Origin of the sequence: Tepidanaerobacter acetatoxydans Re1 (assembly GCF_000328765.2) — a bacterium.
GTDB classification, from domain to species: Bacteria; Bacillota; Thermosediminibacteria; order Thermosediminibacterales; family Tepidanaerobacteraceae; genus Tepidanaerobacter; species Tepidanaerobacter acetatoxydans.
Genome location: NC_019954.2, coordinates 2,588,825 through 2,614,378, shown reverse-complemented (window position 1 = coordinate 2,614,378; position 25,554 = coordinate 2,588,825). Strand labels below are relative to the sequence as shown.

Here is a 25,554-nt window from a genome sequence, read left to right as displayed (position 1 = left end):
GAGGTGAACTTATGGGTATATATGAAACATTAAAGACGTATTTTGGATATGATAATTTTAAAAAAGGCCAGGAAAAGGTGGTAAATGCAATACTTGCAGGCAGGGATGTTTTGGGGATAATGCCCACAGGGGGAGGTAAATCCCTGTGTTATCAACTGCCGGCAACTATGTTAGAAGGTGTAACTATAGTTGTATCACCGCTTATTTCTCTGATGAAGGACCAGGTAGATTCTTTGAATGAAATGGGCTTAGCGGGAACTTTTATAAACAGTACCTTAGATTATGATGAATTTATCACAAGGCTTAATGAAATACGAAATGGCAAGTACAAATTAATATATGTAGCGCCGGAACGCTTAAACACCAATTTGTTTTTAAATTTGGCAAAGGATATGAAAATCTCACTGGTAGCCATTGATGAGGCACATTGTATAAGTCAATGGGGTCATGATTTTAGACCCAGCTATCTTGAAATCCCCAAATTCATAAATTCACTTTATCCTCGACCAGTGGTAGCTGCTTTTACAGCTACGGCTACCAAGGAAATTATTGAAGAAATAAAGAATTTAATAGGCCTAAAAAATCCCCTTGAGGTCATAACAGGGTTTGACAGGCCTAATCTGTTTTATCAGGTTGTAAAACCCAGCAATAAGTTTTCATATTTGCTGAACTACTTGAAAAACAATTATACCAATGAATCCGGGATAGTATATTGCGCTACCAGAAAGACCGTAGAATCTCTAGTAAAGAAACTCCAAGATTATGACATTTCAGTTGTTGGATATCACGGCGGTATGAGCTCAGAGGCAAGGCAAGAAAATCAAGATAATTTCATGCTGGACAAGGTTAGGATAATCGCAGCCACAAATGCTTTTGGAATGGGAATAGACAAACCTGATATAAGGTTTGTGATTCACTATAATATGCCTAAAAATATGGAGGCTTATTACCAGGAAGCGGGCAGAGCGGGCCGCGATGGGGAGAAAAGCGACTGCATTTTAATGTATTCTCCGGCAGACATCGTAAAACAAAAGATTATAATACAAAGTGAAAATCTTTCTCCTGAGCGGGAAACTGCTATGTACCAAAATCTCCAGTATTTGGTAGACTATTGTCATACTGATGATTGTCTCAGAAATAAAATATTAGTCTATTTCGGTGAAGATGCACAGCAGAAAAACTGTAAAAATTGCGGCAACTGCTTGGACCAATCGGAAAGGGTTGATATTACAACAGAAGCACAAAAAATATTATCATGCATATACAGAGTGAATCAGAACTATGGTGTCAATACTGTTGTGCAGGTTTTGCGAGGTTCGAAAAGCAAGAGGGTAATTGAATATGGTCTGGATAAAATTTCTACATATAAAATCATGCAAGAGTACAGCAGTGATGCCATAAAAGAAATGATAATGGCTTTAGTATCAAACGGATATATCCATATGACTGCCGATAAGTTTCCCATCCTAAAGCTCACCGATATTTCCTGGGAAATATTACATGGTAAGACAAAATTCTTTCATAAAAAAGATTTACTTCAAAAAGCGAATTTGTCAAAAGAAAAAAGGCTCTTTGCAGAGCGAATAAACAATAATTTTGACAAAGAACTTTTCAAGCGGCTAAAAAACTTAAGGCAAACCATAGCCCAGGAGAAAAACCTGCCAACATATATAATTTTTCATGACTCGAGTTTAAGGGAAATGGCTGCATTCATGCCGCGAAACCGGGAAGAATTCTTCAAAATAAAGGGTGTCGGCCAGAAAAAGTATGAAAGCTATGGAGAGGAGTTTGTTTGCCTGATAAATGAATATATCCAAACAGAGGGGTTAGATGTCAATGAGCTTAGGAGACAGATAGCAAATAACACCATGATTGACAGCTTACCAGGTGAGTTGCAAGAGGATAATACTAAAACTGGCCGCTATGAACTGACCTACAACTGTTATCTTAAAGGATTGTCGCTGAAAGAAATAGCACAACAAAGAAACCTTACTGAAAATACCATAATAAACCATTTGGAAAGATGTCAACAAGAAGGTAAAATCGTTGACTGGTCAAGGTTCATCGATTCGGAAAAAGAGAAACAGATTTTAAATGCAATTGAGAAAGTAGGTGCGGAAAAACTAAAACCTATTAAAGAGGCTTTGCCGGAAGAAATTAGTTATTCAGATATACGATTGGTGATTTGCAAGCATTTATAGGGCATAAATGTGCAGCACATCTTCTGCAACAGATGTAATTGGTCAAGTCATAAACCACGGTATAGTCTCGAGGAACCATGCCACTAGACCGGCGAGAATCGGAAGAATAAAACTGCTTATTACCTGAATCATAGTAAACTTCGCGCCCATGACAGCGGCCTCTAAAGGAATACGGCCAATGGACCAGAGACCCCATGCACATACCATGGCCACAGTCGTAGGCACACTTGCTCCCATACGCATGATGCCGGCAAAAAACGGCAGTGCGGCATATGGAGAGCCGGGAGTCAGACCGCCTATAAGGCTTCCTAAAAATATGCCTTTAAAACCGGAAGCGCCGCCAAGATATGAAGTTATCAGGTCTTTAGGAATCAGTACCTGAATATAGGCGGCAATGAGCATAGAGGAAATAATAAGCACTGCATATCTTACAAAAAGGGTTAAACCGTCTTTTGAAGCAGATACGGCCAATGATGCATCTTTAATCCATACAATAATAAATAATATGATTGCAGCCGCCATAAAACCCAAAGTGGTAGAATCAAATATCTTACTTAACAATTCTCCTTTCCCTCCCTTGTTTTTTAACGACAAATTGTAAAACAACTTTTAGTTGTGATACATAGTTTTCAAATGCAGCATAAGCAATTGACCCAAATTTTGTTATAACTAACAGGTTTATAGTAACTAACATATATATGTTAGTTACTATAATACTAGCACGAATTATCAAAAAAATCTATCATCAATTATATAGTATGGGCGGTCATCGACCAACCGCTTATATCTCGCCTTTTATGATATAATAAAAAAAGGTTAGTTATGCTGTTAAAATTAATAATCATCCCCGACGAGGGGAAGCGGAAGGTTGAGATTTGTGAGTAAAACACTGGTATTAGCTGAAAAGCCATCGGTAGCAAGGGACATAGCCAGGGTTATGAATTGCGGGAAAAACGGAAATGGTTATCTTGAAGGGCAAAAGTATATCATAACTTGGGCTTTAGGCCATCTGGTTACTTTGGCCGAACCTGAAGCCTACGGCAATAGGTATAAATCTTGGCGGATGGAGGATTTGCCTATACTGCCCAAGGATTTGAAGCTGGAGATTATCAAGCAGAGCAGAAGGCAATTTAATATAGTTAAAGAACAAATGAACAGAAACGATGTGAATAGTATCGTTATAGCCACTGATGCAGGGCGGGAAGGCGAACTGGTGGCAAGATGGATAATAAAAATGGCCAATGTCAAAAAGCCCATTAAACGCTTGTGGATTTCATCGGTGACCGATAAAGCCATAAGAGATGGATTCAATAATTTAAAAGACGGCAAACAATATGAAAATCTTTATGCATCGGCAGTGGCCCGAGCCGAAGCCGATTGGCTGGTGGGTATCAATGCCACCCGGGCTTTGACTTGTAAGCACAATGCACAGTTATCCTGTGGGAGAGTACAAACACCGACATTGGCAATGATTGCAAAGAGGGAAGAAGAAATTCAGAACTTTAAGCCTAGGGATTTTTACGGCATAACTGCTACCGTGGGCAATTTGAAACTGGTATGGCAGGATAGCCAAACAAGAGATATAAGGACCTTTGATAAGGGTAAAATTGATAGAATCCTGGCATCTCTGAGAGGTAAAAATGCTGAGGTAATTGATGTAACTAAAACGCTGAAAAAAAGTTTTGCACCACAGTTATACGATTTGACGCAGCTTCAAAGGGATGCAAATAAAATTTTCGGGTTTTCCGCAAAGGAAACCCTATCTATAATGCAAAGACTATACGAAAACCACAAGCTGCTGACATATCCCAGGACTGACTCCAGGTTTATCACAACAGATATAGTGGCTACGCTGGAGGACCGGGTTAAAGCCTGCGGAGTCGGGCCTTACAGGACGGCGGCTTTTAAGATTAAACGACCCATAAAAGGCAACAAAAGCTTTGTGGATAACGGAAAAGTAACTGATCACCATGCTATCATACCTACTGAACAGCCGGCTTTTTTGGATTCCTTAAGCGAGAATGAAAGAAAAATATATGATCTCGTGGTAAAACGCTTTTTAGCGGCAATGTATCCACCTTTTGAGTATGAGCAAACCACCATAAAAGCTAAAATCGGTACAGAGATATTCATCGCCAAAGGGAAAACTGTTATAGCTTTAGGATGGAAAGAGGTTTATGAAGGCTTTGACGATGAATCCTCGGAAGATGAGAACTTAAATGATGGAATTTTTGAGCAAATACTACCTACCATGAGTAAAGGTGACATCCTAAAGATAACTTCTATTTTTCAAACTCAAGGACGAACAAGGCCACCGGCTCCATTAAATGAAGGAACTTTGCTTGCGGCCATGGAAAACCCGGTAAAATACATGCCCAAAGACAACAAGGATTTGATTAAGGTAATTGGTGAAACGGGAGGTATAGGGACCGTTGCCACACGGGCCGATATCATAGAAAAGCTCTTTAACAGTTTCTTGATTGAAAAAAGAGGTAAAGATATCTTTATTACCTCCAAGGGTCGGCAGCTATTGGACCTAGTTCCTGAGGAACTCAAGTCTCCCGCTCTGACTGCTCAGTGGGAACAAAAACTAAGTGCCATTGCCCAAGGTGCCCTTAAAAAAGATACTTTTGTAAATGATATGAAAAATTATGCTAAAAGAGCAGTTCAAGACATTAAAAACAGCGAAGACAAGTTCAGACATGACAATCTCACCCGAAGCAAATGCCCCCAATGCGGGAAATACATGCTGGAGGTCAATGGTAAAAAGGGCAAGATGCTTATCTGCCAAGACCGAGAATGCGGATACAGAGAGAAGCTGAGCAAAGTAACCAATGCCAGGTGCCCCAATTGTCATAAAAGACTGGAGCTACATGGGGAAGGGGAAGGTCAAATCTTTATATGCAACTGTGGTTATAGAGAAAAACTTTCGGCTTTTAATGAAAGAAAGGCAAGCGAAGGCAATAATAAGGTTTCAAAAAGAGATGTAGCAAAATATCTGCAAAAACAGAAAAAGGACGAAGATAAGCCCATTAATACCGAATTGGCTGATGCTCTAGCCAAGCTCAAACTTTAGATTTTAAAGTATCAAGATTTCCTTCATATATAATCTCAGCTTTAATATCCGGGAAATCCTGGGGTCTAACTATGTTTGGGACTTTACCTAAGCTTAGCTGTTACAATGTCAATGTGGTATAATAAAGGTATCAGAGCAAACTAAGACTTGCAAGGAGTATGCACATGCGCAGGGAACACATATCGTACACGGGAAGCATACCTGTTAATATTCAACTGTTGGATATAAGGGAATATCCCATACACTGGCACCAATCCATAGAAATTCTCATGGTTTTAAAGGGCAGTATAAACGTAACCATTGAGTCGGATACTTACAGGCTTATTGAAAATGAAATTGAAATAATAAATTTGGATGAAGCACATAGGATATTTGCAGACAAATCAAACCTTGTACTAATGCTGCATATAGACCCGAATTTCTTTCAAAGGTATTATGAAGATATAAAAAATATGTATTTCTATACTGACTGTTCTTTTGAAGGAGAATCCCAGGTCGGTGAAAACTATGAGATTTTTAAAAAATATCTTTCCGTCATACTCTGCGAAGCGGTGCAAAAGGGCGAGGATTATGATGTATATGTAAGGGAAACCCTTGTGGAGCTTTTGTATTTACTTATAAACGAGTTTCACTATTTGATATATGAAAACAGGGATTTAAAAGATAATATTGAACAGCTTCAGCGCTATCACAGGATAGCCAAGTATATATTCAACAACTATAATAATAAAATATCTTTGCAGGATATCGCAAAGAAGGAATTCCTAAGTGCACAGTATCTTTCAAATGAGATTAAAAATGCCCTGGGAATAAGCTTTCAGGATTTTGTAAACTTGACGCGGGCTGAAGAATCGGTGAAACTGCTGCTTGATACAGATATGACTATTTCCGAAATATCTGAGGAAGTGGGTTTTTCTCATACCAGGTATTATAATAAGCATTTCAAGCGCCATTACAAAATGACCCCATTACAGTACCGCAAGAAATATAAGTTGGATGAAGACAAGTTTCAGCAGGCAAAGCAAATAACATCTTACGATTTGAGTGCGGCACTAAAATACATGTCACCTTACCTGGAAAATTATGAGAGGTACAACTATGAAGAAAGAATAGTTAAAATTAATGTAGATGTATATAAAAACCTCGGAGAATTTATCCACGATTACAAGGATACCATTATTCTTCCAAGGGCTTGTAGTATTTTAGAAAAAGAAGTTTGTGATTCTTTAAGGACAATTCAGCACGAAATTGGTTTTGACTACGGCAGTATAAAAGAAGTATTTTCACAGGAAATGGGAATTAACTCTGAGGGCATTATAAATCTTAAAAAGCTGAAAAAAGTTATGGATACGTTAATGTCCATGGATTTACGGCCTGATGTAGTCTTTAATTTTCAAGGCTTTACACCGATAAGGTATAAAGAGTTGCTGACTTATTTTCTGGATTATTTCCAGGAAGAATACGGAACTTATGAAATCGGCAAATGGAGATACACCATAGATAAAGATGCACCTTACGAGTTTAAAAATATATTTTACAGCATTTTAAGGGATGAATGGGATTTTACTGTAAAAGAGGCATGCCTAAACGAACACGATGTAAATCCCATTTATGATACGGCTTATATGCTCCCCTTTATTATACGGCAAATAGTAAATAACAAAGAGCCCTATAAAGTCAAAGCTATTGATGAACTACAAGAAGCTAAAAACCCTGCTAATACGGTGTTTTTTGGCGATAAGGGGCTGCTAAACTGGGAAGGGCTGAAGAAACCTTCATACTATGCCTACTATTTTTTAGGGCAGCTGGGTGATACCATAATAGACCAAGGAGAAAGCCATATTGTTACGTCAAAGGGGGAGGATTTTCAGATACTTTTATATACAAACGGCCAAGATATGAAAGCACCCGGAAAGGGCCGTGATATTGCCGAAAGGAATTTCTCGCTAAACATTACCAACCTTTGGCGCAACTATCGTGTAATTATATACGAGGCAAGTGAGAGCATAAATAGCAGCTACAATCAATGGAAGGCTATGGGAGAGCCTTGCCATTTGACTGATGAAGAGCTAAGGCTTTTAAAGCTGTCGTCGATTCCTAAAATAACTATGGACTTTAGAAAAAAGAAGCCAGTTCAGCATTTTAATTTGAAAATTCGAGGCCACGGAGCAATCTTAATATTATTTAATGCAAGCTGATTATCAAAAGCACCTAAACAAAGGTGTTTTTTCTTTTTCCCGGGAAAAGCCTTTTTTGCAAACACCTTAAAACGATACCTGTTATTCCTTGAATAAGTGAATGAAAACCGCATAGCTGATAGTATACAATAATAAGGTATCAGATGTGTTATATAAAAGATAAAAATAGGAGTGTATTCAAATGGGATAAACAGCAAAGCTTTTGCAGAAGGTAAAGTTGAAAAGGTCCTGCTTCGGTTTGCTTTTCCGGCTATCATATCTTTACTTGTTTCTGAATTATACGGAATGGTAGATACATTTTATGTAGGCAGATATGTAGGTCCAAATGCCATAGGAGCACTTACCATAGCATTTCCCATCCAAAGGCTTCTGTCATCTACAGGGCTTTTGATAGCCGCAGGTGCCTGCACAAAAGTTGCAAAATACTTTGGCGAAAAAGATTATGAAAACCTTAAAATTACAATAACAAATGCGATTATGCTCACAGTAGCTGTCATGACTTTAATGCCGCTTATTATATATATTTTTATGGAGCCTATTTTATTAAGAAGCGGAGCAAGTAGTGTCACTTTACCGATGGCAAAAACTTATACTGCGATAATATTAATTGGCGGGATTTTCCAAGGTCTGACCTTTGTCACATGTTATATCATCAATTCCTTAGGAAATCCTAAAGTTACACTATATGCAACATCCTTCGGTGCAGTCTTTAACATAATAATAGATGCAATACTTGTCATTAATTACAATATGGGTGTAAAAGGCGCTGCAATAGCAACAGTAGTATCCCAGATTGCTGCCTGTACTTTTGCCATGTATAACTTCTACAAGGTTGCACGGTCTATTAATTTAAAAAATAATTTCAGTATTGATATAGAAATATTAAAATCTATAATAGCTATAGGCTTTACCACATTTATCATAGAAATATCAGATGCCATAGTGGCCGTTGTGCTTAACAATGTGCTTTTTGCCCATGGGGGAGATAGAGCCGTAATCGTATCAGGCACGATTATGAAGGTGTCCATGTTAATGTATGTGAATATAATCGGAATAGCTTCGGCTATGCAGCCAATGGTCGCCTTTAATTATGGTGCTAAAAATTTTAAACGGTTAAAGGAAACTATAAGGAAAACCCTAAAAGTAGTAATACTTACTTCCGTATTCTTATGGGCTATAATGATGTTGTTTGCAGAGCCGATAATAGGCAGTTTTGTAAAAGATGAGGCATTAATGAAGGAGTGCGCTCGCGCATATCGGATTATGATAAGTATCTTCCCAACCATTGGCCTGTATTATATATCGACATATGTTTATCAGGCCATGGGCGAAGCCAAGATGAGCTTTCTCCTGTCAATCTATAGACAGCTTGTGCTATTCATACCGATAGTGCTAATATTCGTAAAACATTGGAGCGTAATTGGTGCTTGGTTAGCCTATCCGGCCACCGATATCATTGCAGCAATTACAGGATTTATATACATCCGCCGAGTCAAGGAGGATATAAATGAATATGTAGACAGAGCCGAAGCTGCAAGACTTATAATAGATTCATAAGTGCAAAAGGGGCCTGAGAAAACTCTGAAAAAGCAAAACAATTATGTCATCCTTAGCATGCCAACATGTCATCCTGAGCGGCAGCGAAGGATCTTCTATAAAACAGCTCTTAGGATTCTTTGCACTTATCTTTTAAGATTCTTCGTTTCGCTTTGCTACACTCAGATGACAGGTCGCTTTACTTTACTCGGCATGACAGAAACCTACCATTTAGAAGGCTAGAACCCTGCCTTATTCAGAATTATATAAACACTGCTTAGTTCATAGTTCATTCAGAATTCCCACGTGTTTCCACGCCACAATAAACGAATATTAATTGCTATTCCTTGGTATACTCTAGTTATGGCATGAGTTCGAGTGTCATTGTCACAATGAGGTCGACTCAGAATTTGAAAATACTCCTGTTGCAGAACCACGAATTGTCTTTGAAAGACGTATAGCAATGTAGCTATTAAGACAGGGGTAACGCCATAATAACAATAGCAAGGAGTATTATTATGCAAACTGTTTATGAGCGTTGTTGTGGGATTGACGTGCACAAAAAACTTATTGTTGCCTGCTTTAGAAACGGGAAAAAAGCAGAAGTACGTAAGTTTGACACATTAACTTGTAGTATCAAAGAGCTTGGTAATTGGCTCCTTGATAACAATTGTCAGATGGTTGCCATGGAAAGTACGGGAGCTTATTGGAAACCTATCTATAACATTCTGGAATTACTAAACATTGATGTGATGGTTGTTAATGCACATCACATGAAAACTGTCCCTGGGCGTAAAACTGATATCAAAGATGCTCAATGGATAGCAGATCTTTTACAACATGGTCTTTTGAAGAGTAGTTTTATCCCTGATAAGGAACAACGCGAACTTCGTGAAATAGTACGCTACCGTAAAAATCTAATCGAAGAGCGTTCAAGAGAACTTAATCGTCTGGAAAAAACCTTAGAAGGTGCTAATATAAAGCTAAGTTCTTTCGTTTCCAGCTTAACCGGTGTAAGTAGCCGTAAGCTGATAGAGCAAGCTTTAGTTGGAGAGGTGAATCAAGAAAATATCGACGACTTAATTCACAGCTCTATGCAATCAAAAAAGTCGGAGCTCCTTCTAGCTATGGATGGTGTCTTTTCATCAGTACAAAAACTACTTGTAAACGCTATTCTAGACCATATCGATGATATGACTAAGCGTATCAACAATCTTGATAACATCATAAATAGCTATATGAAAAGCTATGAAGATGCAATTAAAAAGATTGATGAAATATCAGGCATTGGTACGCGCAGTGCTGAAGTTATTCTTGCTGAGATAGGACTTGATATGAGCCGATTTCCAACTGCTGCTCACCTTGCCTCATGGTCAGGATTATGCCCTAGTAATAATGAGAGTGCTGGTAAACGTAAAAGTGGAAAAACTAACAAAGGTAATAAATATTTAAAAAGCACACTCATTCAATGTGCTAAATCTGCCCAAAAGGATAAAAATAGTTTTTTCCATGCTCAATATCAGCGATTAGTAGTGCGGCGAGGGGCAAATAGAGCAACTGTTGCCGTAGCCCATTCCATGCTCATTGCAATATACCACATGTTAAAAGATAATGTTCCTTTTAAGGATCTAGGTAACGATTATTATACAAAGTTCAATAAAGAGAAAAAAGCTAATTATTACTTTAAAAAATTACAAGAATTAGGTGTGTCATTTCCCGTTTCAGTGGCTACCTAAAATATAATTTTTTTTGGGCATTGCTCTTTGAGCTGGTCGAAGGGTGATTAATCAACCACCCTTAGTTAAGTGCGTCTTTGTTTAGGTATATATTCATAACAATGACATAAAACGAGATTGTTTGGCAGCTTTTTAGACGACTTTTTACATCTATTCTATTAAAATTTAAATATTATTCCAATTATAGCCGCACCCAATAGAAAATATATTGGGTGTTTTTTGTATTTATTTAGTAAAAACACAATTGCCGTGAACAGTAAGACGGACTTTATATTTATGATATCAAAAACATCATGTGAGAGCAGGTATTTATCAATATTAAAAAGAGAAATTTTTGCCACTTCAAACCCTGCAGCACCTATCAGACCGGCTACGGCAGGTCGTATGCCGTAAAAGCCCGACTGCACCATGGGATGTTCACTGAATTTCAGATAGTAATGTGCAATAAGTACGATAATGATTACAGATGGGGTAACTTCCCCTATGACGGCAATTATTGCCCCTGCCAGATTAGCAGTTTCATAGCCTACATATGTTGCCATATTGATGCCGATAGGCCCGGGAGTAGATTCGGATATGGCAATCATGTCAACCAATTCCTGTGATGTAAACCAGCCGGTTTTGCGAGATATATCTTGAAGAAAAGGTATGGTTGCAAGCCCCCCGCCTATGGCAAATAAGCCTGCCTTAAAAAATTCCAGAAATAATCTTATGTATATCATCTGACATCAGTCCTTGTATTTGCTGTGAAAATCCCTAAAGTTGCCGAAATTACAACAACAATTATTGGCGAAATATTAAAAAATGCCACAGCTACAAATGATGCGGAAAATATCAGTATTCCCAACCAATCCTTTACTGATGTGTTCCACATTTTTATTACAGTATTTAAAATAAGTGCCGCTACTGCAACTCTTATCCCGCCAAAAGCATGCTGAACAATTGCATAATCCTCAAAATGTTTAAGATATGCGGCAATAATAGTGATAATCACAATAGAAGGAAACACTATACCGCAAGTGGCAGCTATGGCACCGGGTATACCCTTGCGCTTAAAGCCTATAAAAGTTGCCGTATTTACGGCGATTATCCCCGGAGTGCATTGACCGATTGCATAATAATCCAGGACCTCTTCATCCGTTGCCCACTGATTTTTCTCCACAATCTCTTTTTGAATAAGAGGGAGCATAGCATAACCTCCCCCGAATGTAAACGCACCGATACGGCAAAATGTAGCAAAAAGTTTCCAAAGTTCTCCCATGTAAATTTCATCCTTTTTTATAATCTATCCATGAGTTTAACACTTATTTTAAAAAAAAGAAAGGCTGATTTCATACAAAAAGCTGCTTAAAAAAGCAATGGTAACGGGAAATATATAGTTGGGGATTAGTTTTAACATTTGCTTGCCGCAGATGTAAAATAGTGGTATTATAGACAAGATGGATTATTCATAAGATTATTGCAATGATTATATAATGTTGATATTAAGATTAGGATGGTGTGCTGTGGAAAAAATGTTGGAAGAAGTTCTTGAAGAAAATCGAGCTCTTGCAAAGCAAGGCAAAGTTGCAAGTTACATACCTGCTTTATCAAAAGCAAATCCCAATCATCTTGGGATATGCATAATAGATGAGAATAAAAATATATATAAACAAGGAGACTTTGATGTTAAGTTTACAATGCAAAGCATATCAAAGGTGATTGCTTTGATGTTAGCTCTTATGGACAACGGAGAGAAAGTCTTTGAAAAGGTTGGCAGGGAAGGTACGGAAGAACCGTTTAACACCTTATATAAATTGGATTTGCCCCATATTAAAAAGCCTGTAAATCCGATGATAAATGCCGGTGCAATAGCTACAACAGCTCAAATAAAAGGCGATAAAATCCAGCGTATATTGGAGCTAATTAGGAAAATAACCGAAAATCCGAGCATAAACTACAATAAAGGAGTATACCTTTCTGAAAAGGCAACCGGCGAAAAAAACAAAGCCATTGCCCATTTAATGAGAGCTAGAGAAATAATGGATGAAGAACCGGATGAAGTACTTGACTGTTATTTTAAACAATGCTCTATAGAAGTTACAGCATGTGATTTGGCAAAGATAGCTATCTTTATTTCTAATGGCTGTAAAGGCCTAGAATCTTACGGAGAAATTGATAGAAAAACCTTATCAAGAAATCTGCTTGCTATAATGACTATCGGAGGAATGTATAATATCAGCGGTCAATATGCGGCAGAAGCAGGTGTTCCATCCAAATCCGGAGTAGGCGGGGGCATCATGGCGGCAGTACCCGGGAGAATGGGCATAGGCGTATTTAGCCCGCCATTGGACGAAAACGGGAATTCTATAGCAGGGTATGAAATAATGAAATCTTTATCTCAAAGATTAAACCTTAGCATTTTTTAAAAGGGGGGATGAAAACTTTTAGCAAAACAGCAAAGCTGGTTATGGGAGGTGACTGCTTAAAAGTAAATATTAGAAAATATGCAAAAGAAAGTACAGTTTCACCCAAAATAGAATAACAAGGAGGTTTTTTGATGCTTTTTTTAGAAACCCTCGTAAGCAACTTAAACAACTGGCTTTATTCATATGTTCTTATAGTTATGCTGATCGGGTTAGGAATTTATTTTACTATAAAAATTAGATTTGGGCAGTTTAGGTTAATAGGTAACATGATCCAACTTACGACAGAAGCAACTGAAATCATCGAAGGCAAGAAAGGTATTTCGGCATTTCAGGCATTTTGCATTTCTGCAGCCTCTCGTATAGGCACGGGGAACATTGCAGGAGTGGCTATTGCGATTTCGGCAGGTGGACCCGGTGCAGTGTTTTGGATGTGGGTCATCGCATTAATAGGAGGAGCTACGAGTTTTGTCGAAAGTACCTTGGGACAAATTTATAAAGTAAGGGATAAAGATACTTACAGAGGAGGGCCTGCTTATTATATAGAACAGGCGCTGGGGAAAAGAGGCCTGGGGATATTTTTTTCTATACTGACAGCAATTACCTTTGGCCTCATTTTTAATTCAGTTCAAGCCAATACCATAGCAGGAGCCTTCGATAAGGCATTTAATATCAAGCCGTTGTATATGGGGATTGCTTTGTTTGTTGTAGTCGGCTATATCATATTTGGAGGAGTCAGGAGAATTGCCAATGTATCATCTGTTATAGTTCCCGTCATGGCAACATTGTACATTGGTGTTGCATTATATATTATGATAATAAACTATAGACTGGTCCCCAAAATGTTTGCACTTATATTTACAAGTGCCTTTGGATTAAGACAGGTCGCAGGCGGTACTTTGGGTGCTGCTATAATGAATGGTGTAAGAAGAGGTTTATTTTCTAATGAGGCCGGTATGGGCAGCGTCCCAAACGCAGCGGCAACTGCGGCTACTTCCCACCCTGCAAAACAAGGTCTTATTCAAACCTTGGGCGTCTATGTTGATACGCTTTTAGTTTGCAGTGCAACTGCATTTATTATATTACTTTCCGGCCTTTTAGAGACAGGTACCGATTTGCAAGGTGTGCAGCTTACGCAGGCTGCAATAAGTTCTCAAGTCGGTGATTGGGGAAATACATTTATAGCCATATGTGTTTTATTGTTTGCATTTAGTTCTATTATCGGCAACTATTACTATGGAGAAACAAATATAGAATTTATAGAGTCAAATCCCGTATATCTAAATATTTACAGGATTTTGGTTTTGCTAATGGTATTCTTTGGTTCCATCGGCAACTTTGGCCTTGTATGGGATTCCGCAGATATATTTATGGGAATTATGGCTATTGTAAACCTGGTAGTTATAACAAAACTTGGTCCAATTGCTTATGCTACATTTGAAGACTATGTATCACAACTAAAGGAAGGCAAAAACCCGGTCTTTGATCCCAGTAAAATACCCGGCCTAGGTAAGGTTGAATGCTGGAGAAAAAAGTAGAGTGTATTTATAAATAGCAGCCTAAAGCGTCAAAAATAAATCATTAAAAAGCCCTAGTCTTAGGGCTTTTTGTATTTGTTCGTATCTGTTCAGCCGATAAGCTGAAAGAGAATCTACTGCCTTACATTAAGCTAAATAGTAATCAGAAGCCCCAAAATACCGGAAATTACGATCATCAAAATCGGATTTATTTTAAATTTGACAAGACATATCAATGAAATGGCAAATATAAGCACACCTTTGAAATTAATTATATACAGGAAATTTTCTAACATATAACTTAAATTCAATACAGTAATCTCTTTTAAAAATGCGGTTTGAGCAACAAACACCGCAGCAGAAAATATAAGCCCGACGATGACCGGCCTTATGCCGTAAAATATCATTTTGTTTACAGGGTGGTCTTGAAATTTGAAAAAATACCTTGAAACTATTAAAATCAAAACCAATGAGGGCGTTGCAACACCTATAGTAGCTATCAGACCGCCTACAATACCTGCTGCCTTATATCCTACAAAAGTAGCAGAGTTTACGGCAATCGGTCCGGGAGTCATTTCGGCTATTGCTATAATATCGACAAACTGTGAGGCGGAAAGCCACCCATGGCTTTCAATTTCCTTTTGTATAAGCGGTATCATGGCATAGCCTCCGCCAAAACTAAATAGCCCGATTTTCATAAATGATAAAAACAACTGTAGATAAATCAATCTTTATGGCCTCCGTCGCTTAGAATTCTTGCCACTTTTAATGGAAACAGATAATAGATGCCTAGCCCTACTGCAGCCCCGCCTAATATCACAACTATTGCCTGCACGTCAAATACGACAACCAAAATAACCGCTAAAACCGCAAGAAGCAAACCAATTTTATCAACAATTGATGTCTTTGAAACCTTTATCGCTGCTGTTAATATTAATGCAACTATAGCCGGTCTAATTCCGGAAAATACCGCCTTTACCATAGGATTATCCTGAACCTTTGAAAAAAACATCGCAATTAAAGTTATAATTAAAAGCGAAGGCAGTATAACACCGGCAGTAGCTACCAGTGCCCCTTTTTTACCAGCTATCTTGTATCCTATAAATGTTGATGAATTGATGGCAATGGCGCCCGGCATTGATTGTGCTACGGCAAATACATCGATGACCTCGTCGGACGTAACCCATTTCTTATTTTCAACCACTTCACGTTCTATGAGCGGTATCATGGCATAGCCGCCCCCAAAGGTAAAGCTCCCTATTTTAAAAAATGTCGCAAAAAGTTCTATAAGTAGTTTGAGATGACTTTTAGTTTTCATTTTATCCTCCATTTTTCCACACTTTAACTAACAAGATTTCTTCGACTAATAATGCCGCTGCCTCTACAGCTATGGCTTTATCCTTAAAATGCCCTCCTCTACTGAAAGAAACCCCGTTGTTTTTAATATAACATAACATAAATAACTTTTACAAAAGTCATATACATTTTCTTGAAATTCTTCACCTTAATTTAAAAACTTGTCTGATTTTATGGTATAATAGGGAAAAATAGAGAAGAAATAGTAGGGCTTAGTTTATTTGGATGGAGGCAGATGCTATATGACTCGGTTAAGAAAAGAAATAGTAATTCTATTAGTAGTTTTAGCTGTTCTTTTTTCTCAAGCCCCTTGTGATATATCCGCAGTGTACGCTGAATCTGAGAATAATGGAATTTTTACTATTGAAAATCCTAAAGACGGTACGGCTCAAGAAATAATAGAGTCAACCTATCCATTGAACAATCAAACACAAGTTGAGGTAAAGCCTACCATAAAACTAATCTTTAAATACCCCATAGAAATACTCGACAAGTCGAGGATTTCGCTTAAAACCGGTGATGAACTATATACATTGGATTCTGAAGAAATATTCCTTTTGCAAGATGAAAAAACTCTCTGCATAGACGTGGGAAGAATCGGAAAACATCCTTTAAGGCGAAACACACTCTACAGGCTTACAGTATTAAAGGACGCCATTAAACTTAAGGGTTATGAAATTACCAATGAAGAAGATATCACGATAAGCTTTATTACGCGAAGTGAGGGTGAAAGCCCTAAAATCCTGGGTTATTCCTCAGATGCATCAGGCAGTGATGATATTACATCATTATCGGGAACTAGGCTTTTAAGCAATGGCTTTATATATATTCGCTTTGACAGAAACATAAAATGGGAGAAAAATACAAATAAGCAGCAGCTTTTAGAGGAAACTAAGCTCTATCGCATACCTAAGCCCACAGAAACTTTTTATGATGAGTTAGGCAATGTATATGATAAAGCCTTTGAATTTGATCCTGAAATTACAGAATCCGAGCTCAAAGATGAAGAGCACTGCCAGGAGATAGCTATTGGAGATATTGACATAGTAAACGACAACACTGTCCGAATAAAACCAGATTTACCGCTTTTAAACCTCAATCAATACCGCCTTACTGTTAAAAAAGAGTTTATAGAAGATATAAACGGATATGCCTTGGAAGATGATGTGGATTTTTATTTTTGGACAACTCCTTCAACGGAAAAAACCGAATTAAATTGGGAACATATTGAAGGTATGGTGCCCGGTGTTATCAAAGATGATTCTTCGACAGGAGGCAAGGTATGTATTGTAAACGGCACCTCGGCTTATGGACCTGATAACCCTATCGCTTTTTATATTGAGGGCCAAGTCATGCCCCGTGCCGGAGAAATATCTTCACTAAAAAGAATAACATTAGTTGAAGGCCATACACCGGAAAATGCAGTAAAGATTTCCAAGATTCGCTTCGAATATTATAATGAAGGCGGAAAACAAAGGACAAAACTGCTCATTTATCCGCAAGACAAACTGAATTGGGGCAAATACTATGTACTCACTATTTCGGGTGACGTACTTCAAGATCGAAGCGGCAAGTTTTTACCGCGCCTTGATATGAAATTTACGGTGGGAGGAAATAAGGACGACCAGATAGGCATTTACCAAATCGAACCTGATACTTTTGAACTTTTCGATATTTATAAAGGTACAGCATCTTTTACTATCAAAGGTTATAACTTCAATGAAGATATAGAGTATATCACACTTAAAATGATAAGCGGAAAAAATGCGGGAGCGGTTTTCGAAACGGTTTATAAAAAAGATATCGAGTTTAAGAGTATTACCGAGTTAAATGTTAAACTGCGAGATCCAAATGTAGTTAACAGCCTTTTTAAAGGTGGCAGTGGTGAGTATTCAATAGAATTATTCTTTAAAAACAACCAACGAGTATCAAATGATGATGTAAGGTTAAAAATTCTTTCGCGCGGCAAGCCTAAGGTAATTGCAACAGACCCGGCAGGTGGCGGTGCATGGTCCAATGAGAAAAGATTAAATCCCAAAACCATTGACGGCACAATCCGCTATTTTTTAAAAATAACCTTTGAAGACGAGGATGGCAGTCTGCAGTTTGATAAAGGTATTGGGCTTGGCTTACTTCAAACATCTACAGTGTTTTCCGAAGGGCAAAACGAAGTATCTATGATCGACCGTGAATTTATAAATTTTATACAAAATATTGAGGACCAAGACCTAAGGGATACCTATATTGACAATTATATTTTTGTAAAAGACACCGCAGCCGGAAAGGCCTATCTGTATGTGCCCGTAAAACCCCTAATGTCGCAGACCACTTATTCTGTTATGGTAAATGCCGGCATAGTATACTTTGCCGGAGCGGACGAGGATACTGAGCGAAATGATGTAATCATATGGAGCTTTACAACAATGGCAATTCCCGTTGTAGCAGGCAGCGAAACAGGAAGTGTTACAGAAAATTATGATGAAGATGAACCTATAATACTTTACGGGGATTTCTTTGATGAGAATAATGTAGAAGTATACTTTAACGATATTCCGGCCAGAAGAGTAAAAGTAGCAACCGATGAGAACGGAAAGACGGTGCTGAAAGTTTATCTTCCCACAGGACGAAATCGGCTTAAACCCGGTATATATACTATTCGCGTACAAAATGACGGTGATCATGAATATGAAATATTTGGAGCCTTAAGCGTGGTAAAAGAAGGCAGCTACATTCCTAATGAAGAATACAAGGTTAAAGATGAACTGCGTATAGGCGAAGTCAGGAGCAACCTTGCTTACAGTGAAGACACCTTGATTATCGATAGAAGATATACAGATAAGCGCTCTGTAGAAGTAGACCTGGACGAGATAATGGGCCAGGATGTTTTGGTAAGAAAAATCCATTTTGACGGACGAAAAAATGACAGGATATCTATTCTGGATACCCTTTCAAAATGGGCGGATATTACCCTTTATGACATTGGAATAGATGATTATGGCAGTGATGAAGATGCTTGTATAGCACTAGGCAGAGTAGAACCCATAGTAGCACAGAACTTAAAGCAGAAACTTGGCCGCCAAAAAATAAAATCAGAATTCATACAAGTAACAGGCCAAAATGTGCGATTTAGCAGTTTCAAGATTATCATGCCATTTAAAGAAAGCGATGGAGAAAGCCTTAGAGTTTTAAGATACACTCCGGACACAAGGGAATTTATCGAAGAAGATTTTTTAGTTGACAAGCTTGAAAAAACCGTCACCATTCGCGGGTTTAATCCCGGCATCTTCGTGGTAGTGGAGAATTAGGAGGGAGAAGATGGCAAGACCAAAGAAGATAGTATCTGCTATGCTGGCAGTAATAATGCTACTTTCATTCATACCTTGTGAGATTAAATCAGTATATGGATATGACAAGGATTCCTTTGCTGTAACTGAAATAGTCATAGGAAAAGAACATGACAGCAGCAGACTTACGACAGGCATGTCTATTTCTATTAAAGGACGTGAGCTGGAAGGGGCTCCTGTCTTTATAGAATACGGCTCAAAATTTGAGCAGCTCAAAAGTCCTAAAATCAATACATATGGATTACTTTATTTTGAATTTACTAAACCTGAGGATTGGGAAAAGCTAAAAAACATCAAGTCTATCATTGTTGGAACTGCCACTATTCCTATTGGTGATAAAGGTGCAATGCCTACCATTACTGATGTGACCCCAAAAGTAAATAAAGATAGTGGAACCTTATATATAAAAGGGACGAATTTTGATTTAATTACAGGAACTGCTGAGATAACGGTTAAGTATGGCACTGGCGTCCTCTTTAATCCCATTCCAAATAGTTGTTTTGGAACAAATCCCGCCGAGATAACCGAATTCCAGGAAGGAGAATTAGGTCTTCAGGATATAGAAATCACAAGGGAATTTCATACTGAAGAACCGGTATATTTCAATGAACAATATGACAAGGTGTCTGTTAAAGTTACCATAAACCACACCTATAACGGTCAATTTCGGCTTGTAGAGGATTTGAATATATCTGATGACATCGAAATGTTTCCAAATAGAGGCGCAAAAGGCGGAAAAGTATACTTTAAGGCAAGCCAGCTGCGCCAGTATGATGTGTACTTTTTAAAAGCCACTGACGGTACAGATCCGTACACAACTGCAAATAAAGGCAAAAATCCAAGCCCTCTGCAGCAAACTGAAGACGGTAAGTATGTTTTTACTGTAGAAGTTCCCGACATAACACCGGGTGAGTACTGGGTAGTCCTTACAAACCAAGTACCGGATTACAAAGATCCCATGCAGGCTGTTTCGGGGGAATATATCTATGCAAAAGAAAAATTTACCGTAATACAAGGCTCAAAAAGTGCAAAGATTGATACAATCCAGCCGAACAAAGGACCAGACACAGGCTCTATAGCTACTATAACTGGAAGATACCTGGGAAGCCTTAATATAGATGATCTGCAAATTGATGACAACTGCCCGGCAGATATAACCATTTTATCAGATGGTGTTATGAAAATAACATATAAAAATAATGATAACACCCATATTGGTAAGTACCGAGATTCTAATGTAGCCTTAGTTGAAAAAACAATAAAAGTAATAGTGGGTCCCCAGGCAGATGTGATTGAAGACGGCTCCTCCTTCTCCCCTGACATAGATAAGCTAGTTATAAAAATTAACCCGGATACAGATGAGAGCAATCCCATAAAAGATGTAGTAGTGGAAACTGCTACCAAGATTGTTACCGTTACTGAAAATAATAAAAAAGAATACACATTTACCGAAAGGGCGGAACTGCCAAAAGGATATACCTTTATATCCAGTAGAATAAAACCTGAGGTTCAAAGTATTGTTCCGGATGAAATTCATGTGGTAAAAAAAAGTGATGATACATACATAATCCCTCAGGACTTAATGATAGGTATATATGGCAAAAATTTTACTGTTTATAAATATGTACATAATGAAGAAACAAGAGCCTCATATCCTATAATAAGTTTGGGAGATGTAATTATAAACAAAAATGACAAAGATGTTGAACTTTATGTAATGGACGATAGCGGAAATATAATGGACGGCTCGCCCGGACAAGAAACAGGTAATAAAATCTTGGCAGTTATTCCTAAAGGTACCCCGGTATCAAAAGAATATGTAGATACAAACGTGTCTGTTGTAGTAACAAATCCTGTCAGGAACTCTCAAATTCCCGGGCTTTCTTCGGAAGATTCAGTGATGGTGAAGTTTACGCTTGCAAAAGATGACAAAACCCCTGTAATTGAAAGCGTCACGCCTGATGTGGTAACGGTAGACGGCGGTGAGACAGTTACTATAAAAGGAAGTAATTTTTTGCAGGACGTTAAGGTTTTCATAGATGGCAAAGAGGTTTCCGGCATAAAACGTGAAGGTGACGGTAAGACAATAACATTTAAAGCACCACCGGGCAGGGAAGGTGCTACACAGCTTCAAGTAATGAATCCTGGCGGCGGTATTGCGGTAAAAGAGTTTAACTATGTCAAAACATATACCGATCCCAAGATTACCGATTTTTCACCTAAAATAGGTAATACCGGAACACTTGTTTTAGTAAATGGCGACAATTTCCTCCCTCCGGATCCAACCTCAACCGGCGCAACTACATCAGAAATATATAAACTAATAGGTACAAGAATACTTCTTCAAAACCGGGATATAAATGAATACAATACGGATCCTGAAACTAAGCATATCAAGCTTCAATATTATGCATCACCTGAAAACAATGAGATTTTGAGCATTGGTGAAACGGCTGACGGCAGAAAATACCTGCAAATGGCGGATTATTGGCATAGCGTAGTATTTGTTGATTCTTCCGGTAAGTTTTATACTTTGCGGCAGGATGTCCGGGGAAATGCTATACTTTCTGACGGAGTAAGCAATACTTACTATTTAAATTTAAAGTATGTTAAAGATGATAATAACGGTGACGGAGAATATAAGATATTTGCCTCAAAAGAAGGGGGCAGCGATTATCCTGTTACAATAGGAGCCGAAGCGATCAACAGTAAGGATGCAACTTGTTTAACTATTGGAGAATCTCCGCAAGTGCGGCTCTACATGCAGACCTTATATAAAGTCGATAATAACGGTATAATCGTCGGCAACAATGTAAAGGTTATCGATAAAAATACCATATTGTTTAAAGTGCCTGTGCTCACCCTAGGTGACGGCTATTATGACCTTACAGTGTTAAATCCTGATACTAAACGGGACAGCCGTACAGGTGCACAAGGCTTTTACTATTACACACACCCCCAATCCACGCCTAAAATCACTAATATTGTGCCTGACAAGGGCTCTGCCGATGGAGGATATACTATAGATATTATAGGTGAGGATTTTAAGGATGACGGCACAAGTAAAACAAAGGTGTTCATAAATGGTGTCGAAGTCAAAAAAGAAGATACAGTAGTAAGTGTTGACGGAAAAACCATAACAGTAAAAGTGCCTCCCTTTACGGGCGATTTATCCAAAGAAAAAGAAACAGACCGCATAACGGTTCCTGTAGTAGTATTAAATCCTGACGGTGCAAGTGCTGGCAAGGAAGACGGTTTTACATACATGGTGCCTACCAGCCATCCGCAGATAACAAGGATTGTACCTACGCAAGGCAGCGCAGCAGGCAAGGAAATTGTGGAAATTATCGGCAGAGATTTTCGATATTTTGAGCCTTATAGTGATGATAACAGAAATCAGATTAAAGATGAGAACGAGATATACCAGGATTTAAACGGCAATGGTAAATGGGATGATTTTAGTAATAAGACCATTGAAGAATTAAAACAAGAGTGCAAAAATAATAATATTGATTTTAACACGACAGTAATTCCGGTGCTTCCAAAGGTTTATTTTGGAAATAAAGCAGCAGAAATAATTGAATTTGCCGACGGCTATCTTAAAGTAAAGACACCGGCCGATACTGCAGGCAGTGTAGATGTATATGTGGTAAATAACGATTCCGGCATATCAAATAAAGTAAAATACACATATACTTCCACAAAACCTGCCATAACTCGCATAGTGCCTGCTGAAGGCAAAAAACATGGCGGCGACCGGGTAGAAGTATTTGGCTCAGGATTTGCAGAAAGTGAAACTAGAATAGTCGGAGCTGACGGTACGATAAAAACCACGCCAATGGTGCAGATTCGCTTTGGAAATATAACTAACCGAGATATTCCAAGAGAAGAAGAAAATTCCGGAAGGATAGATAATCAGCGCACTACCGTAAATTTGCCAGGAGGGCTTAAGGTCGAATATGCAAACGGCAATATACACCTTACGATTTTAGAAGGCGGTCGTGAATATGTGACGCTAAATCCCATACCTTTTGACGGAAGCCCTCTGTTTATATCTACAAGACTTTTAAAGGCAGAAGGTGAAAATTCTTATCCATATAATGAACTTATACGCCTTGAAATCATTGACCGAAGGCTGTTTGTAGAACGGGGCTATGCACCTGCAGTGGAGTTTTTAAACAGCGGGCAGCTTGTAGTCACAACCCCGGGGTACTATACCATTGGAGAAGTAGATGTTACCTTGATAAATCCGGACGGCGGAACAGCCCAGGGCAAGTTTACCTATAAACACCCAGACAGCAGTCCCTATATTACAAATATAACCAAAGAAGGTAAGTCGCCGGAGGAGGAAAATATCAACGGCAAAGATATAAAAGTATTATACTTGACCTATAAGGGCGGCAATATAGTCAGTGTCATCGGCGGAGATTTTAGAGAAAATGCCAAAATTCAGATTTCCAATGTGGCAACAATAGAGCCGAAAGATATAACCTACATGCTGCCGACAAAACTTACATTTACTATGCCGCAAGTGCCGGAAGATGCTGTGGGAAAACTACATAGGGTAGTAGTTATAAATGAAGACGGTGCATCAGCATCTTCTGACGAAGCAAGCCCTAAACCTATCTATATTATGTTTGTAAAGGGCGAAACCGCTCCGGCAGTGGCAAAGGTTACACCTGATAAAGGCCCTGCATCAGGAGGCACCAGCGTAAAAATCGAAGGTAAAGACTTTCGCGAAGGGCTAAAAGTCTATTTTGGGGAGACTCCGGTGCCGGAAGATAAGATACAGGTTATCGACTATAAAACCATACTGGTAGTGACTCCGCCCCATGCTCCGGGCACAGTGGATGTAAAAGTAGAAAATCCCGACGGTGAGCTGTCAAATCCTCACGGAAAATTTACCTATCTTAGCAGTCCTAAGATATCGGCAGTGGTAGACCCGGACGATCCTACAGAAACTTCAAGGATAACGAAAATTTCCGTAGAGGGCGGACAAAAAATAAAGCTTAAAGGAAATTCTTTCATACCTGGGGCGCGGGTAGTATTTGCCCCTACACTTAAAAGGATTGATGACGAAGAAGATATAACTGGCATAATTGTATACATCGATGGACTGCCATACCAGCTGCAAGGCGGTATTGACGGAACAGATGTAATTGTTGAGGATTCGCAAACCATTACTGTGGTAACACCGCCGGCAAAGCTTGACAGTAGAGGCGTTATGGTAATAAACCCCGACGGCGGTGCAAGCGATATATATGACCAGCTTGTATACGGGCTACCTGAGCTTACCGCACCAATGAATGTAGTGGCGGAACTTATATACGACCGCTACATTAAAATAAGTTGGTCAGCGGTAGAAGGTGCACAGGGATATGAAATATATGCGGTTGTCGATGATAATGAGATAGACTTTATAGGCACTACCGAGCTTACAAGTTTTATCTATAGTGATTTAGAACCTAATACTCGCTACAGGTTTGTAGTAAAAGCTTTAGGTGATTTTGGCTCATCGCCTCCCTCAGCCGAGAGTAATACAGTCAAAACCGGTAGAAGGGTGGGACCGCCTGATGAAGATGGCGGCTTAACAGATGAAACTAAAAAAGAGAAAATAGGGGATACTGTCCGAGTGACTGTCGGAACCGAAGACTATAAGAAAAATGTAACAGTAGATTTAACCGATACTAATTTTACCGGAGCTAAAACCGTTGTAGTCACTATTCCTGCACAGGTAGTATCGAAATCGAATGCCGGCGATATAACGATTACAGGTAAAGACTTTACCGTAAAGCTTAATCCGAAAGTATTCTACACTTCAAAGGTTCAGCAATACAAAGATAGAAGCGATGCCGGAGTGAGATTTGAAGTAAGTGCGGGCAGCGACAGTCCGGAAAGCGGTATGCGGACAGCACTTTCAGCACAGTATGTACTAGAGGCCGGATTTTATTTGGGAAGCGATGTATCTTATATTGATCAGTTGAATGGTGCGATAGAATTCGGGATGGATTATGATAAGACAAAAGCTGATTTGAGGAAAATAACAAATATTGCCCTTTATCGATATGACGAAGCTAAAGGTGATTGGGTAAATGTTTACGAAAAATATAGCGGTTATGATACGGTAATAAAGACTGTGATTTATCAATTGGGCAAGTACGGCATTTTCGGGACAAGGAGGTAGC

14 protein-coding genes are annotated in these 25,554 nt (G+C 38.6%); 9 read left to right on the top strand and 5 right to left on the bottom strand.

Going from position 1 to position 25,554, the window contains the following annotated elements; genetic code table 11:
• Positions 1-11 precede the first annotated feature (11 nt).
• On the top strand, positions 12-2,201 hold the full coding sequence (gene recQ, locus TEPIRE1_RS12525; RefSeq protein WP_013779522.1) for a DNA helicase RecQ: 2,190 nt from the start codon (positions 12-14) through the stop codon (positions 2,199-2,201).
• 42 nt (positions 2,202-2,243) lie between these two features.
• Here recQ and TEPIRE1_RS12520 read toward each other — a convergent pair whose 3' ends face one another.
• Entirely contained in the window at positions 2,244-2,762 is a 519-nt protein-coding gene (locus TEPIRE1_RS12520; RefSeq protein ID WP_013779521.1) for a permease, read from the bottom strand.
• A 316-nt stretch (positions 2,763-3,078) separates the two neighbouring features.
• Here TEPIRE1_RS12520 and TEPIRE1_RS12515 point away from each other — a divergent pair, with 316 nt between their 5' ends.
• The 4 genes from TEPIRE1_RS12515 to TEPIRE1_RS12500 all read left to right on the top strand — a co-directional run bounded on the left by TEPIRE1_RS12515 (position 3,079) and on the right by TEPIRE1_RS12500 (position 10,747).
• Positions 3,079-5,277 (top strand): DNA topoisomerase III, encoded by a 2,199-nt coding sequence (locus tag TEPIRE1_RS12515; RefSeq protein ID WP_013779520.1) that lies wholly within the window; start codon positions 3,079-3,081, stop codon positions 5,275-5,277.
• Positions 5,278-5,441: 164 nt separating this feature from the next.
• A complete protein-coding gene (locus TEPIRE1_RS12510; protein WP_013779519.1) occupies positions 5,442-7,475 on the top strand; it encodes a helix-turn-helix domain-containing protein in 2,034 nt (677 codons plus the stop codon).
• A 171-nt stretch (positions 7,476-7,646) separates the two neighbouring features.
• Positions 7,647-9,032, top strand: a complete 1,386-nt coding sequence (locus TEPIRE1_RS12505) for an MATE family efflux transporter (protein ID WP_013779518.1) — start codon at positions 7,647-7,649, stop codon at positions 9,030-9,032.
• Positions 9,033-9,529: 497 nt separating this feature from the next.
• On the top strand, positions 9,530-10,747 hold the full coding sequence (locus tag TEPIRE1_RS12500) for an IS110 family RNA-guided transposase (RefSeq protein WP_013779517.1): 1,218 nt from the start codon (positions 9,530-9,532) through the stop codon (positions 10,745-10,747).
• 158 nt (positions 10,748-10,905) lie between these two features.
• Here TEPIRE1_RS12500 and TEPIRE1_RS12495 read toward each other — a convergent pair whose 3' ends face one another.
• Both TEPIRE1_RS12495 and TEPIRE1_RS12490 read right to left on the bottom strand, forming a co-directional pair.
• The gene (locus TEPIRE1_RS12495) at positions 10,906-11,469 is read right to left on the bottom strand and encodes a chromate transporter (protein WP_013779516.1); all 564 of its coding nucleotides are present in this window, start codon (positions 11,467-11,469) and stop codon (positions 10,906-10,908) included.
• Positions 11,466-12,008, bottom strand: coding sequence for a chromate transporter (locus tag TEPIRE1_RS12490; protein ID WP_013779515.1), 543 nt, complete (start codon positions 12,006-12,008; stop codon positions 11,466-11,468). The genes TEPIRE1_RS12495 and TEPIRE1_RS12490 overlap by 4 nt, the downstream gene beginning before the upstream one ends.
• Before the next feature lie 244 nt (positions 12,009-12,252).
• On the opposite strand from TEPIRE1_RS12490, the gene glsA reads away from it, so the two are divergent.
• Together glsA and TEPIRE1_RS12480 are read left to right on the top strand one after the other, a co-directional pair.
• Complete coding sequence (gene glsA, locus TEPIRE1_RS12485) at positions 12,253-13,155, top strand: glutaminase A (RefSeq protein ID WP_013779514.1); 903 nt, start codon at positions 12,253-12,255, stop codon at positions 13,153-13,155.
• A 131-nt stretch (positions 13,156-13,286) separates the two neighbouring features.
• Entirely contained in the window at positions 13,287-14,690 is a 1,404-nt protein-coding gene (locus TEPIRE1_RS12480) for an alanine/glycine:cation symporter family protein (protein ID WP_013779513.1), read from the top strand.
• A 131-nt stretch (positions 14,691-14,821) separates the two neighbouring features.
• Here TEPIRE1_RS12480 and TEPIRE1_RS12475 read toward each other — a convergent pair whose 3' ends face one another.
• A complete protein-coding gene (locus TEPIRE1_RS12475; protein WP_013779512.1) occupies positions 14,822-15,397 on the bottom strand; it encodes a chromate transporter in 576 nt (191 codons plus the stop codon).
• Positions 15,394-15,987 carry a chromate transporter gene (locus tag TEPIRE1_RS12470; RefSeq protein ID WP_013779511.1) on the bottom strand — a complete coding sequence of 198 codons (594 nt, stop codon included), beginning with the start codon at positions 15,985-15,987 and terminating at the stop codon, positions 15,394-15,396. Before TEPIRE1_RS12470 ends, TEPIRE1_RS12475 begins: the two co-directional genes overlap by 4 nt.
• 280 nt (positions 15,988-16,267) lie before the next feature.
• Between TEPIRE1_RS12470 and TEPIRE1_RS12465 the strand changes: the two genes are divergently transcribed.
• Positions 16,268-19,330, top strand: a complete 3,063-nt coding sequence (locus TEPIRE1_RS12465) for a hypothetical protein (protein ID WP_013779510.1) — start codon at positions 16,268-16,270, stop codon at positions 19,328-19,330.
• Positions 19,331-19,340: 10 nt separating this feature from the next.
• On the top strand, positions 19,341-25,553 hold the full coding sequence (locus TEPIRE1_RS12460) for an IPT/TIG domain-containing protein (protein WP_013779509.1): 6,213 nt from the start codon (positions 19,341-19,343) through the stop codon (positions 25,551-25,553).
• Position 25,554 lies beyond the last annotated feature (1 nt).

Excerpts from the sequence above, each read along its gene's own strand:
- recQ (WP_013779522.1), top strand. The coding sequence starts at position 12 with ATGGGTATATATGAAACATTAAAGACGTATTTTGGATATGATAATTTT.
- TEPIRE1_RS12470 (WP_013779511.1), bottom strand. The coding sequence starts at position 15,987 with ATGAAAACTAAAAGTCATCTCAAACTACTTATAGAACTTTTTGCGACA.
- TEPIRE1_RS12460 (WP_013779509.1), top strand. The coding sequence starts at position 19,341 with ATGGCAAGACCAAAGAAGATAGTATCTGCTATGCTGGCAGTAATAATG.
- TEPIRE1_RS12490 (WP_013779515.1), bottom strand. The coding sequence starts at position 12,008 with ATGGGAGAACTTTGGAAACTTTTTGCTACATTTTGCCGTATCGGTGCG.
- TEPIRE1_RS12480 (WP_013779513.1), top strand. The coding sequence starts at position 13,287 with ATGCTTTTTTTAGAAACCCTCGTAAGCAACTTAAACAACTGGCTTTAT.
- TEPIRE1_RS12465 (WP_013779510.1), top strand. The coding sequence starts at position 16,268 with ATGACTCGGTTAAGAAAAGAAATAGTAATTCTATTAGTAGTTTTAGCT.
- TEPIRE1_RS12510 (WP_013779519.1), top strand. The coding sequence starts at position 5,442 with ATGCGCAGGGAACACATATCGTACACGGGAAGCATACCTGTTAATATT.
- TEPIRE1_RS12500 (WP_013779517.1), top strand. The coding sequence starts at position 9,530 with ATGCAAACTGTTTATGAGCGTTGTTGTGGGATTGACGTGCACAAAAAA.
- TEPIRE1_RS12495 (WP_013779516.1), bottom strand. The coding sequence starts at position 11,469 with ATGATATACATAAGATTATTTCTGGAATTTTTTAAGGCAGGCTTATTT.